Here is a 13,800-nt window from a genome sequence, read left to right on the forward strand (position 1 = left end):
AACTCCACCTAAACCGGAAAAGCTGCGCGCCCCTTAAGGCGCTCATGCTCTTTGGCGGCGAAGCGGTCTGTCATGCCGGCAATGTAGTCGGCGACCACCCTCTCGGGTTTTGCGCCCGCCGCATGGGGGGCATCAATGCCGTCAAACCGGTCGATGTGAGCCTGCGGCATCTGGGCCGGGTCGGCCATATAGGCTTCGAACAGGTCACGGACTACCTGCTTGGCAGCCTGCGTGGTTTCCACCACTTTCGGGTGGCGGTACAGGTTTCGCAGCAAAAAACGTTTGAGGGATGCAGACTGCATCGCCATTTCTTCGGTAAAACACACCAGCGCCGGATGCCTGCGAACTTCGTCCACGCTGGCAGGTGCAACCTTGTGAATCGCAAGCGATGTCGCATCCATCACGTTATAGACCTGGGCACTGAGCATGCGCCGTATGGTCTCAAACAGCAGCCGCCGGCCTTTCAACGCCCGGTGCGCCAGTTGCGTTTCCCGGCAGTGTTGCGCGAACAGCTCGACACCCTCCAGTTGCTCCAGGGTTAACAGGCCGGAGCGCACGCCGTCGTCAATATCGTGCGCGTTGTAGGCTATTTCGTCCGCAAGATTGGCCAGTTGTGCCTCCAGACCGGGTTGCTGCCAGCGCGGCCCGTCAGCGGGCTCCACGAACCGGCGGGCAACACCGTCCGGCTCGCGGGCTTCAATATGGCGTGCATTGCGCCTGGAACAATGCTTCAGGATTCCTTCTCGCGTCTCAAAGGTCAGGTTCAGCCCGTTGTAGGCCGGATAGCGCTCCTCAAGGGAATCCACCACGCGCAGGCTTTGCAGGTTGTGCTCAAAGCCTGCGCTGTCTGGGTTACAGGCTTTCAGACACGCGTTCAAGGCATCCTGACCGGCATGACCGAACGGCGTATGGCCCAGGTCATGCGCCAGCGCAATGGCTTCCACGAGGTCTTCGTTGAGCTGAAGCGTGCGGGCGATGGACCTTCCCAGCTGGGCGACCTCCAGCGAATGAGTCAGACGGGTGCGAAACAAATCACCTTCGTGATTCAGAAACACCTGGGTTTTGTACACCAGGCGCCGAAAAGCGGTGGAGTGCACGATACGGTCGCGGTCGCGCTGAAACTCGGACCGGGTTGGCGCAGCAGGCTCGGCAAAGCGGCGGCCGCGCGAACGCGACGGGTCACAGGCGTAGGGCTGGAGATTCATGGATTAAGCATAAAAATGACCGAAATCCCATACCGTATAAGCGCAAACAGCTCCTGAATTGATAGCAATTTCAGGTACTTCTTCCATATTTTCCGCCGCTTATTCACAGCACATATCTATGACAGTGCGCACCATGGCATCCGGTGCACTGCGAACGGCTGCCTTCCCGGGGCCGTCGATCACAACAAACCTTATCTCACCCGCTTCGGATTTTTTGTCGATGCGCATCAGTTCGAGATAGCGGCCGGCATTGTCGGTGGTTGACAGCACAGGTCCTCGCACCGGCAGGCCGCATCGTCGGACAAGATTGGTCAGGCGTTCCGTAAAAGGCTTGTCAACCAGGCCCAGACGCTCTGACAGATGCGCGGCCATCACCATGCCGCAGCCCACACCTTCGCCATGCAGCCATTCCCCATAGCCCAGGCCGGATTCAATCGCGTGGCCGAAGGTGTGACCGAAATTCAGGATGGCCCGCAAGCCCGACTCCCGCTCGTCCTGGCTTACAACCCATGCCTTGATCTCACAACTGCGCTGGATGGCGTGGGCCATGGCCACGGGCTCCCTGGCGAGCAGATCCTCCAGGTTAGCCTCGATCCATTCAAGGAATGCCATGTCGGCAATGGGGCCGTATTTAATGATCTCGGCCAGGCCCGCACTCAGTTCGCGAGAAGGCAGCGTCGCCAGGACATCCAGGTCGCACACCACCTGCAAGGGCTGGTAGAACGCACCGATCATGTTTTTGCCCAGCGGGTGGTTGATCGCCGTCTTGCCGCCTACCGAGGAATCCACCTGGGCCAGCAATGTCGTGGGCACCTGCACAAATGGTACGCCGCGCATATAGCTGGCCGCGGCAAAGCCGGTCATGTCGCCGACCACGCCACCGCCCAAGGCAAACAGCACCGTCTTTCGGTCGCAGCCGTTTTCCAGCAGCGCATCAAAAATCAATTGCAGGGTTGGCCAGTCCTTGTGGACTTCACCATCCGGCAAGGTGACCAGCAGCACCTTGTCATAGCGTTGCTGCAAGGCCCGGGTGAGTTGCACGGCATACAGCGGGGCCACGGTGGTGTTTGACACCACCAGCGCCGTCGCCGCTTTGGGCACGTCCTGATAGGTATTGCTGCTTCCCAGAAGCCCGCTGCCAATGACGATCGGATAGCTGCGTTCGGCCAGATCAATCCGGATTGTCGCAACGGCGGAAGAGGAATTTTCTTGCATGGAAGAAGTGTAGAGGCTTCCACCCTTTCCAAGGCTTGCCAATGGTTATGGCCGGTCGGGAGGCGGAGCCATCACGCCTGCCAGCTCCAGCTGCATCAGGATCATGTTGACCAGCGTAGAGACTGAAGGGCGGCCTGTTTCAATGACATAGTGTGCCGTTTCCCGATAGAGGGCGTCACGGGCGGCGTAAAGATCCCTGAGCCGCGCCAGCGGATCGGCCACCTGAAGCAAGGGGCGGTTCTGGTCATGCCGCAAACGGCGAAAAACCTCTTCGGGGATGGAATGCAGGTAAACCACCTGCGCCCGCTCCCGAAGATGTTGCCGGTTGGCGGGGCGCAGCACAGCCCCGCCGCCGCTGGAGAGTACGCAAACCTCACCCTGAGTCAACTCATCGATGACCAGCTGCTCGATGTCGCGAAATGCGTCTTCACCTTCGCGCTCAAAAAACTCACGGATAGAGCAACCGATACGTTGTTCTATCACCTGATCCGAGTCAATGAACCGCAACCCCATTCTTCGGGCAAGATGCCTGCCGACGGTGGATTTCCCCGACCCAGGCAAGCCCACGCAGGCGATTCTCAACGGATGTGCATTCAATTGATATGGAGGAAAGGTTGCCCAGAAGCATGCCAAGCAACTACGCAGAGGACTGGCAGTCCCACGCGCAGTCCTTCAGCACGACGCCTTCTTTACCTACCGCCCTCGAACTCGCCCAAGGCGATCAGACGGGTGGTCGGAATTAACGCAGGGCAGATCCGTTAGTCAGCATTTTGGGTGTGATGAACACCAGCAATTCAGACTTCGTGGCAGATCGCGTTCTTTGTTTGAACAAATTGCCAACACCGGGGATGTCGCCCAAAAGCGGGACTTTGGTTTCATTGTCACGATCATTTTGCTCAAAAATGCCGCCAATGACCACGGTTCCACCATTTTCCACCAGTACCTGCGTTTGAATATGCTTGGTATCAATCGCGAATCCGTTCGCTGTTTCACGTCCCACGCTATCCTTGTTCACGTCCACTTGAAGGATGATGTTCCCCTCCGGCGTTATTTGCGGAGTGACTTCGAGCTTCAAGTTTGCCTTTCGAAAGGCAATAGCGGTGGCACCACTGGAAGTCGCCTGTTGATAGGGAAGCTCTGTACCCTGTTCAATCAGAGCCTTCACCTGATCAGCAGTCACGACACGTGGACTGGAAACAATTTTCGTCTTGCCATCTGCTTCAGATGCAGAAATCTCAAGATTAAGGAATCGTGTCTTTGCGGCATTGAACAAAGAAATGGCAAACGTACTTGCGTTGAATCCGTTTTGGCCTACACCAGGCAAGCTCACGAATTCACCTGCAGTAGTTCCTGCAACCGTCGCGTTATACGACCCGCCAAAAGCGGTGTTATTACCCTGGGTGAAGGGTCGACCCCCTAACCGCACGCCCAGAGATTTACCGAAGGAATCCGATGCTTCAACGATACGAGCTTCAATCAACACTTGACGGACTGCGACGTCTAATTTCGCTATCAGCGCCTGCACCTGTTCAAGTCGCGATGGTATGTCGGTAACGAACAATTGATTGGTGCGCGCCTCCGATATCACACTACCTCGCGCAGACAGTATCTTTGTAGCGCCAGCGCCGGAGCCCAACAGCCCTGCCGCAATGTCTGCAGCCTTTGCATAGTTAAGCTTGAAATCCTGGGTCCGGAGCGTTTCCAGACTTTGAATCGCATTCTTTGACTCCAGTTCCAGCTTGTCTTTGGCTGCAAGTTCGTCTTTGGGTGCGATCAACAAGACGTTGCCTGTTTTGCGCATGCCCAGTCCCTTGGCCTGAAGAATAATGTCCAGTGCCTGATCCCAGGGAACATCTTTCAGACGCAACGTTACCGCACCGGTAACCGAGTCCGACGTCACGATATTGAAGTTCGTAAAGTCTGCAATCACCTGCAGAAGGGAGCGAATTTCAATGTTCTGAAAATTCAGGGATAGCTTCTCACCGTTATAACCAGGTCCTTGCGTCAGCTTGCTTGGGTCAATTTTTTGCTGGCGCACTTCCAGAACAAACTGGTTATCACTTTGATACGCACTGTGTTCCCAAGCGCCCTTGGGCTCAACCACCATACGGACCTTATCCCCCGTTTGAAATGTGGTGACGGTTTGCACCGGTGTTCCGAAATCGCCCACATCCAGACGACGGCGAAGTCCTTCTGGCAATGCGGTTTTCAGGAACTCAACCACCAAAGTCTGGCCTTGCTGGCGTATATCCACGCCAACCTGGTTATTGGGCAGATCCACAACGATACGGCCAGAACCCTCAACGCCACGACGGAAATCGATGTCCTTCAAAGGCAATGTGTCGGTGTTGCGATTTTCGGCAAACACTGGTGGTGTAGTGGCGGAGGGCGTAGCCGCCGCCACTGAATCGAGGGTAATCAACAACGATTTCCCTTGAATCTCAGCTTTATACGCCGTTGGCACCTTTAGATTCAGTACTACACGGGTTCTTTCACCCGCCTGCACTACATTCGCCGAGCGCAGATTTCCCAAGTTGAGGTCCACTGCAGATCGTCCCATGGAGTTACCAACCCCGGGAAAATCAAGTGCTATACGCGCCGGCGTCTGGATACTAAAACCCGTCGGTACCGCAGCCAAAGGTTCCGCCAAATCGATTCGAATGACCTCTGCACCGCCCTGAACTGATCCGGAAACAGCCTGGATGGCATTCTGTGCCTGCGCCAGCAAGGGAGCGGCAGTTACAGAAAATGCCAGACTGAGCGAAGCACAACGCAACACACGCCCAAACAAAAGCTGCAGGCGGCCCTTTTTTTCCTGCGTCTCTAGTGCCGGTGTCTGCTTGTTCATTTTGATCCCTCTAATAACTGTAAAGTCGCGGTCCGCTCTATCCATTCACCCGCGGCGTCTTGCACTATCTCGCGCAAGGCGAGATCTGTTTCAGTGACCTTGGTGATCCGGCCGTAGTTTTGCCCCAGGTAATTCCCTACCCGGGCTTGATAAATCAGGTTGTCAACTCGTACCAGCGCGACTGGCTGGCCAACCTTGATCAGGCTACCCACCATGGCAATAGCGTCCAGGGGATATGCCTCCAGTGGTTCTTTTCGTCGGCTCAGTTCAGGTGCGATCAAGGCGGCGTTGGCCGTCGACTGATTGGATTCGCGTTTCAGCGCCTGTGTCAGTTTTTGAATGCTGAAAGGCTCTATTGAACCTTCCTGGCCATACAACTGAGGTGAAAATTTAGTAGGCTCTGGCAACGGCTCTACTTTCGGCTTGGTTGCGTTCCGTTGCTGGGTCATCCATTCCTGCAACTCCTCCTGTTCAGAGGAACCACAGCCGGACAGGCCCAATAAAATCCCTGCCAAACCGCAAAAAATTACCGCATATTTTCCTGCACTCATTTTTTGGCTCCAGGAGCGCTCTTGCGCTGCAAGGCTACTTCATCATTGTCCAGATAGCGGAACGTTTTGGCTGTGGTATCCATAACCAAGGTACTATCTTTGCCTGGCGTTATGCTCAGATTATTCAGAGTGACAATGCGGGAAAGATTGGCAATATCAGCTGCAAAAGCACCGATATCGTGATATCTGCCAGTGACTCGAACAGCGATCGGCAATTCCGCGTAATACTCCCTCACGCTCACCTGACCTGGACGAAACAATTCGAACTGCAGACTACGCCCCAAACCCGCCTGATTAATATCAGAAAGCAGTGCGTCCATTTCGGCCTTGCTCGGTAGTTGCTTTTCAAGCTGGGTTACATATTGTTGAACCTGTTCGCGCTGCTTCTTCAGCGCATCCAGATTGACAGCCTGTGCAAGCTTCTTTGTGTAATCTTCCTTGAGCTTGACTTCCTTGGCTTTCTCCGCCGTCAACTCTTCATCGGACGCGCTGAGCCATACAAACCAGAGAGCCACGACAACAAAAATCGTGACGGCCAAACAAAGGAGGTAACGTGGAAGTGCTGGCCATGAAGGTGGATCATTGGGATCCAGTCCCGTAAACTGGGACTTCAGACTGCTTTGAATTGCTGCAAAGTCGATGGAATTTTTAGAGATTTTTGCCATGGTCAAACTCGTTCATTCCGCCTCATACCTTGGCCGGCGCCGAGGCGGCAGAAGCTGGCTTGGCAGCCGCCCCCGACACCACCGGTACTGTCCCTGAGCTTGCTGGTGTGGCGCCAACAGTTTTCGGATCGCTGGCCCGCTTCAAACCGATCTTCATTGAAAAATTGGATACCCTGCGCTGGTCACGCGCACTGAGTGACACCGTGCCGGCGGTGATTTCTACAAGTTCCGGCCGGGTTAACCACGCACTGTTGTTAGCCAGGTTGCGCAACAATTCCGAAACACGTTCGTTTGACTGTGCGACGCCGGTGATCATCACGGCCTGGTTGTCTTGTTTCATGCTGGTGATATACACCCCATCGGGCAACTGCTTGACCAGTTCGCTCAGCAAATACACCGGCAGATTGCGGTTTCCCTGCAGATCTTCCACGGCATTCTGACGAGCCCTGAGAGCGGAAATCTCCGCCTGCAGCGTGGCGATATCCTTGATCTGCCCTTCCAACCGGGTAATTTCCGTTTTCAGAAAATTGTTCTTTCCCCGCTGGCCCTCAATCTGGGCCAGGTACCAGGAATAAACAGCACCGCAAATAAGAACGCCGACCAAGGCCGCCATACCCAGTGTGGCAAAAAATACTTCGCGCCTGCGCTTGCGCGCAGCTTCGCGATGGGGAAGCAGATTGACGAGAATCACTGCAGAAACCTCCGCAAAGCCAGACCGCAAGAGGTCAGGTAGGATGCCGCTTCGCGCCGCATCTTCTTTTCACGTACGCCTTCTCCGAGCTCCATTCCTTCAAAAGGGTTTGCCAGCACGCAGGCAAATGAAGTCTGCTGGGTGACGGAATCGGTCAGACCTGGCAAGGCGGACGAGCCACCTGCCAACATCACATAGTCAACTTTGTTGTGCGGTGTGCTGGTAAAGAAGAACTGCAAGGCCCGTCCGATTTCCTGCGCCATGCTCTCGACAAATGGCTTCAGCACGCCGGATTCATAGTCTTCCGGCAAATCGCCACTGCGTTTTTTGCTTTCTGCTTCTTCAGGGGAAAAACCGTACTGCCGAATGATGAGCTGCGTCAGCTGTGCTCCACCGAAGGCCTGATCACGCTCATAAAGTACTTCGTCGTTTTTGATGACCTGCATGCTGGTCGTCAATGCACCCACTTCAAACAGGGCCACCATGGTGTCCACGCCCTTGTTGGGAAGGCTCTCAATCAAGCGAGCGGTGGCCAGGCGGGAGGCATACGACTCCACATCTATAACTATAGGCTTGAGCCCGGCGGCTTCCGCAAGACCCTGCCTGTCCTGCACTTTTTCCTTGCGCGAAGCAGCAATCAGCACTTCAACGTCGCCACTGGAGGTAGCGCTCGGGCCTACCACGCAGAAATCGAGGCTGACTTCATCCAGTGAGAACGGAATGTATTGATTGGCTTCGGATTCGACCTGAATTTCCAGCTCTACGTCGCTGAGGCCGCCCGGGAGAATGATTTTTTTGGTAATGACCGCCGAAGCCGGCAGGGCCATCGCCACATTCTTGGTGCGGGTTCCGCTTTTTTTGACGAGCCGGCGCACGGCATCGGCCACTTCGTCAAACTTTTCGACGTTACCATCGGTAATCCAGCCTCGTTCCAGCGGTTCGATCGCACAGCGATCCAACACCAGATTACCGGCCTTGTCACGGCTCAACTCCACCAGCTTGACACTGGATGAGCTGATATCTAAACCCAGCAAAGCGGGTTGTTGGCGGTTGAATAACGATCCCAGAGAGATCAAGGCGGTCCCCAAATGACGGCTAATATGTAGCCCTGCATACTTAAGAAATCACTTGAATAGTAGCAGTAAGCTCTTTGTGCAGTAAGGATTTTTCCTGTTTTGGACGTCTGGAACGTTGTCAAAAGCAGACGGTCGTATCGGACCAGGAGTTTGCAAGGTTCCCCAAAACGATGTCTGCAAACGTAAAAGTATGGCACTTGCCCTGACACCCCGCACAACTCGCTTCCCGGGATTTTTATAATGGTGACGCGACTTTACGATTGCCTACATGCCCTCCACACCCACGTCTTCTGATTCAAACTCTGCCCCGGTCAAGCAAGGTCGCGCAAAGTCCCTTGTCCCCCGCTGGCTGGTCATGTTCTTTTTGTGGAGTGGTGGCCTGTTGCTGGCTGGTGTTGCCGCCGTCTTGCTGTTTGTGGCTGTGGCGCTGTCGGTTGCCTACCCCAACCTGCCGGATATCTCTGACTTGTCCGACTACCGGCCAAAGTTGCCATTGCGGGTTTACTCCGCCGATGGGGTGGTTATTGGAGAGTTCGGGGAAGAACGCCGCAGCCTCACCCCGATCAAGGACATCCCGCAGGTCATGAAGGACGCGGTGCTGGCCATTGAAGACGCCCGCTTTTTCTCACATGGCGGCGTGGATTACCTGGGCGTGATCCGGGCCGGCTTTGCCAATGTGGGCCGGGCCAAGAGCCAGGGCGCCTCCACCATCACCATGCAGGTGGCCCGCAATGTCTATCTGTCAGCCGAGAAAAGCTATACCCGCAAGATCTATGAAATCCTGCTGACCTTCAAGCTGGAGCACCTGCTGACCAAGGACCAGATCCTTGAGATCTATATGAACCAGATTTTTCTGGGAAACCGGGCTTATGGCTTTGCCGCGGCCTCAGAGGCCTATTTCGGCAAGCCCCTGAAGAACATCTCCATCTCCGAGGCGGCCATGCTGGCGGGCCTGCCCAAGGCACCTTCGGCCTACAACCCCATCATCAATCCCAAGCGAGCCCGGGCCCGGCAGCTCTACATCATAGAGCGCATGGAAGAAAACGGCTTCATTACCGCCGAACAGGCCAAGGCCGCAAAAGAAGAAGAACTCAAGGTCAGGACCGGGCCCGATGCAGGCCGGGTACACGCGGAATACGTCGCTGAAACCGTGCGCCAGCTGGTTTACAACCAATACGGGGACGAAACCTACACCCGCGGGCTGAATGTCTATACCACCCTGCGTGCCACCGACCAGACCGTCGCCTACAAAGCCTTGCGCAAGGGCATCATGGATTATGAGCGCCGGCAAATTTACCGGGGCCCCGAGAAGTTCATCGATCTGCCGGCCAATGCACAGGAAACGGAAGATGCGATTGACGACGCACTGACCGACAACCCCGACAACGGAGATGTGATGTCGGCCATCGTGCTGGAAGCCAATCCCAAACGAATTCTGGCCATGCGCCAGAACAGCGAAACGGTTGAAATTACCGGCGACGGCCTGAAACCCGCCCAATCCGGGCTGACTGACAAGGCCGGGCCCAACATCAAGATTCGCCGCGGCGCCTTAATCCGCGTGGCGAAAACACCGAAAAACACCTGGGAAATTACCCAGCTGCCTGAGGTGGAAGGCGCTTTTGTGGCCCTTGATCCGCGCGACGGTTCCATCCGGGCACTGGTGGGCGGGTTCGATTTCGAAAAAAACAAGTTCAACCATGTGACCCAGGCATGGCGCCAGCCGGGTTCCAGCTTCAAGCCCTTTATTTACTCCGCCGCCCTCGAGAAGGGCTTTACCCCAGCGACCGTGGTGAATGACGCCCCGCTGTTTTTCGACGCGGGCGTCACTGGCGGCCAGCCTTGGGAGCCAAAAAACTACGACGGCACTTTCGACGGTCCCATGAGTCTGCGGACCGGCCTGAAGAAATCCAAGAACATGATTTCCATCCGCATACTGCAGGCTATCGGCGCCCCGTATGCGCAGGACTGGATCACCCACTTTGGCTTTGAGGCCGAAAAACATCCCGCCTACCTGACGATGGCGCTGGGCGCCGGATCGGTCACCCCGATACAAATGGCCACCGCTTATTCGGTATTTGCCAACGGCGGTTACCGCGTCAATCCCTACCTGGTCACCAAAATCACCGACCAGCGCGGCAAAGTCCTGCTGGAAAGCAAGCCCCCCGTGCTGGACGAATCAGCCCGGGCCATCGATGCGCGCAATGCGTTCATCATGGACAGCCTGCTGCAGGAAGTCGCACGCTCAGGTACGGCGGCCAAAGCGCAAGCCACGCTCAAACGCCCCGACCTTTTCGGCAAGACCGGTACCACCAATGACTCGATCGACACCTGGTTCGTGGGGTTCCAGCCTACGCTGACAGCGGCGGTCTGGATGGGTTACGACACGCCGAAAAAACTCGGCGACCGTGAAACCGGTGGCGGCCTGAGCCTGCCCATCTGGATCAACTTCATGGAATACGCACTCAAGGGCGTGCCGGTCACCGAATACCCACCGCCCGAAGGTGTCGTCAACGTTGGCGGGGAGTGGTATTACAGCGAATATGCCAAAGGTTCCGGAGTCAGCACAGTCGGTATACAACAGGACCCGGCAGCCGCCGGCACCCCGGCTACGCCAGGGGCGATCCAGGTGCTGCCGCCTTCAGACGAGAAAAAGCGCATCCTGGATCTGTTCAAAAACTGACATGAAGCGCATCAAAAAAGGGCTCCACAGAGCCCTTTTTTGTTTTGGTGCCACTCAAGGCACGCCTGCAAGCTTCGGCAGCTACGCCTTATTGACTTCAGCCGGCGCCGCGAACACCAGTGCCTGGCCGGCCTGCTCACTGGCATAGCGAGACAAATTGGCAAAAAACTCGCTCGAGTCCTTGGTGTCAGCCCATTGACCGCCACTGTATTTGTAGTGGAATCCGCCGGCCTTGGCCGCCATCCATATTTCCTGCAAGGGTTTCTGGAGGTTGATGATGATCTGGCTGCGGTTGGAGAAAGTCAGCGTGACCATGCCGCCGGTGCGCTGGTTATCAATGTCCGCGTCGGTCTCATCATTGATACGGTCACAGGCGGTTTCAACGGCCCTGAGTGCACTCTCGGCCAGATCCTGGTATTCAAGGTCCGTCATTACAATCCCATCATGGTTTCTTCAGCTCAAATTTTAGGCCGCATCCGCCCTTCGGCCTCCCGCTATGGCCTTGCTGCAATTGTGGTCGGCGCGGCCTTGCTGGGCGGTTGCGGACAAAAAGGCGCACTTTACCTGCCAGTTCCCCCGAAGGTGCCGGCCACGGCCACCACAGCACCGCCGGCTGCCGCGCCTGCGACGCCGGCGTCAGCCGCTCGCTGACCAGCAACCTGGCCGATTCATTGAAGATTCAGGCCATCCGGTGGCTGGGCCTTCAATCTAAAGGCTCCCGACCGTTCATGCCGTCAATCGATCATGGCGCGCAAGCCCTGCGCTCCTTAAGATAGTTGCCAATAACTCCAACCGCTTCAAAGCCCATTCTTCATGACCCGCCAACCTCTCCCCGGCCATCCCCATTTCGCTTACCGCGATACCGAGCTGTTTGTTGAAAATGTCCGGCTTGGCGATCTGGCCGCGGCACACGGCACGCCGCTGTTTGTGTATTCCAAGGCGGCCATGCTTTCGGCGCTGGCGGCTTACCAGCGTGGCTTTGCAGGGCGCAACGCGCAAATTTGCTATGCCATGAAAGCCAATTCGTCCCTCGGCATCCTGCAGGCGTTTGCCCATGCGGGTTGCGGCTTCGACATCGTTTCGGGCGGCGAACTCACCCGCGTACTGGCCGCTGGTGGCGAGGCCCGGAAGATCATTTTTTCAGGCGTAGGCAAAACCTGCAGCGAAATGCGCCAGGCCCTGAGCGCCGGCATCGGCTGCTTCAATGTCGAAAGCGAAGCCGAGCTGGATGTGCTGTCCGGGGTAGCTCTCGCCATGGACATGCGTGCGCCCGTCAGCATTCGCGTCAATCCCGATGTCGACCCCAAGACGCACCCCTACATTTCCACGGGCCTGAAAGACAACAAGTTCGGCGTGGCACACCAAGACGCGCTGCGCATCTACCGGCACGCGGCTTCGCTGAAAGGCTTGCAGGTCGTCGGCATCGACTGCCACATCGGCTCGCAAATCACCGACACCACACCGTACCTTGACGCCATGGACCGGGTGCTCGACCTGGTGGCAGCCATTGAAGCCGCGGGCATCCCGCTGGAACATATCGATTTCGGCGGTGGCCTGGGCATCAACTACAACAACGACACCCCGCCCGAAGCCGACGCACTCTGGCAGCAGTTGCTCGCGAAGATCGACGCGCGCGGCTACGGCAGCAAAAAGCTGATGATCGAGCCGGGCCGTTCACTGGTCGGCAACGCAGGGGTTTGCCTGACGGAAGTGCTCTACGTCAAGCCGGGCGAGCACAAGAACTTCTGCATCGTCGATGCGGCGATGAACGACCTGCCACGTCCTGCGATGTACCAGGCTTTCCACGCCATCGTCCCCGTATTGGCCGAAGGCAAGACCGCCGAAGCGACGTATGACGTCGTGGGCCCGGTCTGCGAGAGCGGCGACTGGATAGGCCGCGACCGCGTGTTGTCTGTCGCGGCGGGTGACCAGTTGGCTGTGATGTCGGCAGGTGCGTATTGCATGAGCATGGCCAGCAACTACAACACACGTGGCCGGGCCGCTGAACTGCTGGTTGACGGTGTCGAAGTGCACCTCATACGCCGGCGGGAAACCGCTGAAGACCAGATGCGGCAGGAACAGCTGGTAGCGGGCTAATCCGGAACCACGCCCGGGGCAAGCGCGCGCCTCATCGGATCAGTGTCGATCAGCGCACATCGCTATCATTATGATAGCTGGTTGCGCACGTCGTATATGGGTTTCAGCCTCTTTTTCCTCAAGAACTGCTGCACACGCCAGCCGAGCAGTACGGCGATGATCGCAGCGTAAACGAACACTTCGGCAAAATTGTTCTTGCCGGCGCGCATCCAGAAAAAATGCAGCAGCCCCAGCCCGGCGATCATGTAGACCAGCTTGTGCAGCCACTGCCAGCGTTTGGCACCCATGGCTTTGATGGCCGCATTGAAGGACGTTGCCGCCAGGGGCGTCAGTAACACAAAGGCCGAAAACCCCACGAGGATGAAAGGCCGCTTGGCAATGTCTTTGGCAATATCGGCAAAGTCAAAGCCCATGTCGAACCAGCTGTAGCTCAGCAGGTGGACGACGACATAAAAATACGCGAACAGCCCCAGCATGCGCCGAAAGCGCGCCAGTGCAGGCGTGCTGGTGATGACCCGAAGCGGCGTGACCGTCAGGACGATGCAGATAAAGCGTAACGTCCAGTCGCCGGTGGCGCGTATCAACGCCTCGGCCGGGTTGGCGCCCAGCTGGTTGGTGAAGGCGCCGTAGAACAGCCAGACAAAGGGCAGCAGACAGACGAGGAACAGCACCGGTTTGGCGGCAGGGTGCAGCAACCATTTTTGCGCTGTCGACATCACAGCAATCCACCGCCGGGTCGACCTACATCGAAACACAGCGCAGCGTGCGTCCC

The 13,800-nt window shown here is 56.8% G+C and carries 13 protein-coding genes; 3 read left to right on the forward strand and 10 right to left on the reverse strand.

Translation table 11 applies throughout. The annotated features are described in order from the left end of the window. Positions 1 to 8: 8 nt before the first annotated feature. The 8 genes from AC1DWQ_RS12260 to AC1DWQ_RS12295 all read right to left on the reverse strand — a co-directional run bounded on the left by AC1DWQ_RS12260 (position 9) and on the right by AC1DWQ_RS12295 (position 8,251). On the reverse strand, positions 9 to 1,205 hold the full coding sequence (locus tag AC1DWQ_RS12260; RefSeq protein WP_477669880.1) for a deoxyguanosinetriphosphate triphosphohydrolase: 1,197 nt from the start codon (positions 1,203 to 1,205) through the stop codon (positions 9 to 11). A gap of 99 nt (positions 1,206 to 1,304) precedes the next feature. Beyond that, positions 1,305 to 2,420 carry a 3-dehydroquinate synthase gene (gene aroB, locus AC1DWQ_RS12265; protein WP_477669881.1) on the reverse strand — a complete coding sequence of 372 codons (1,116 nt, stop codon included), beginning with the start codon at positions 2,418 to 2,420 and terminating at the stop codon, positions 1,305 to 1,307. Between the two features lie 45 nt (positions 2,421 to 2,465). Continuing rightward, a complete protein-coding gene (locus AC1DWQ_RS12270) occupies positions 2,466 to 3,002 on the reverse strand; it encodes a shikimate kinase (protein ID WP_457279811.1) in 537 nt (178 codons plus the stop codon). 157 nt (positions 3,003 to 3,159) lie between these two features. Next, the gene (locus AC1DWQ_RS12275; RefSeq protein WP_477669882.1) at positions 3,160 to 5,268 is read right to left on the reverse strand and encodes a type IV pilus secretin PilQ; all 2,109 of its coding nucleotides are present in this window, start codon (positions 5,266 to 5,268) and stop codon (positions 3,160 to 3,162) included. Continuing rightward, positions 5,265 to 5,819: a pilus assembly protein PilP gene (locus AC1DWQ_RS12280; protein WP_477669883.1), complete on the reverse strand. Its 555-nt coding sequence runs from the start codon at positions 5,817 to 5,819 to the stop codon at positions 5,265 to 5,267. Before AC1DWQ_RS12280 ends, AC1DWQ_RS12275 begins: the two co-directional genes overlap by 4 nt. Next, positions 5,816 to 6,484 (reverse strand): type IV pilus inner membrane component PilO, encoded by a 669-nt coding sequence (locus AC1DWQ_RS12285; RefSeq protein ID WP_477669884.1) that lies wholly within the window; start codon positions 6,482 to 6,484, stop codon positions 5,816 to 5,818. The genes AC1DWQ_RS12280 and AC1DWQ_RS12285 overlap by 4 nt, the downstream gene beginning before the upstream one ends. A gap of 22 nt (positions 6,485 to 6,506) precedes the next feature. After that, positions 6,507 to 7,175, reverse strand: coding sequence for a PilN domain-containing protein (locus AC1DWQ_RS12290; protein WP_477669885.1), 669 nt, complete (start codon positions 7,173 to 7,175; stop codon positions 6,507 to 6,509). Further along, complete coding sequence (locus AC1DWQ_RS12295; protein ID WP_477669886.1) at positions 7,172 to 8,251, reverse strand: pilus assembly protein PilM; 1,080 nt, start codon at positions 8,249 to 8,251, stop codon at positions 7,172 to 7,174. Before AC1DWQ_RS12295 ends, AC1DWQ_RS12290 begins: the two co-directional genes overlap by 4 nt. 268 nt (positions 8,252 to 8,519) lie before the next feature. On the opposite strand from AC1DWQ_RS12295, the gene AC1DWQ_RS12300 reads away from it, so the two are divergent. Beyond that, on the forward strand, positions 8,520 to 10,931 hold the full coding sequence (locus AC1DWQ_RS12300; RefSeq protein WP_477669887.1) for a penicillin-binding protein 1A: 2,412 nt from the start codon (positions 8,520 to 8,522) through the stop codon (positions 10,929 to 10,931). A gap of 81 nt (positions 10,932 to 11,012) precedes the next feature. Here the strand turns inward: AC1DWQ_RS12300 and cyaY are convergent, their stop codons facing one another. Continuing rightward, entirely contained in the window at positions 11,013 to 11,363 is a 351-nt protein-coding gene (gene cyaY, locus AC1DWQ_RS12305; RefSeq protein ID WP_477669888.1) for an iron donor protein CyaY, read from the reverse strand. Positions 11,364 to 11,375: 12 nt separating this feature from the next. Between cyaY and lptM the strand changes: the two genes are divergently transcribed. Then, positions 11,376 to 11,582 (forward strand): LPS translocon maturation chaperone LptM, encoded by a 207-nt coding sequence (gene lptM / locus AC1DWQ_RS12310; protein ID WP_477669889.1) that lies wholly within the window; start codon positions 11,376 to 11,378, stop codon positions 11,580 to 11,582. Positions 11,583 to 11,744: 162 nt separating this feature from the next. Continuing rightward, positions 11,745 to 13,028 (forward strand): diaminopimelate decarboxylase, encoded by a 1,284-nt coding sequence (gene lysA, locus AC1DWQ_RS12315; protein ID WP_477669890.1) that lies wholly within the window; start codon positions 11,745 to 11,747, stop codon positions 13,026 to 13,028. A gap of 68 nt (positions 13,029 to 13,096) precedes the next feature. Here the strand turns inward: lysA and AC1DWQ_RS12320 are convergent, their stop codons facing one another. Continuing rightward, on the reverse strand, positions 13,097 to 13,744 hold the full coding sequence (locus tag AC1DWQ_RS12320; RefSeq protein WP_477669891.1) for a protein-methionine-sulfoxide reductase heme-binding subunit MsrQ: 648 nt from the start codon (positions 13,742 to 13,744) through the stop codon (positions 13,097 to 13,099). Between the last annotated feature and the right edge of the window lie 56 nt (positions 13,745 to 13,800).

Source organism: Polaromonas sp. P2_G11 (genome assembly GCF_056403595.1).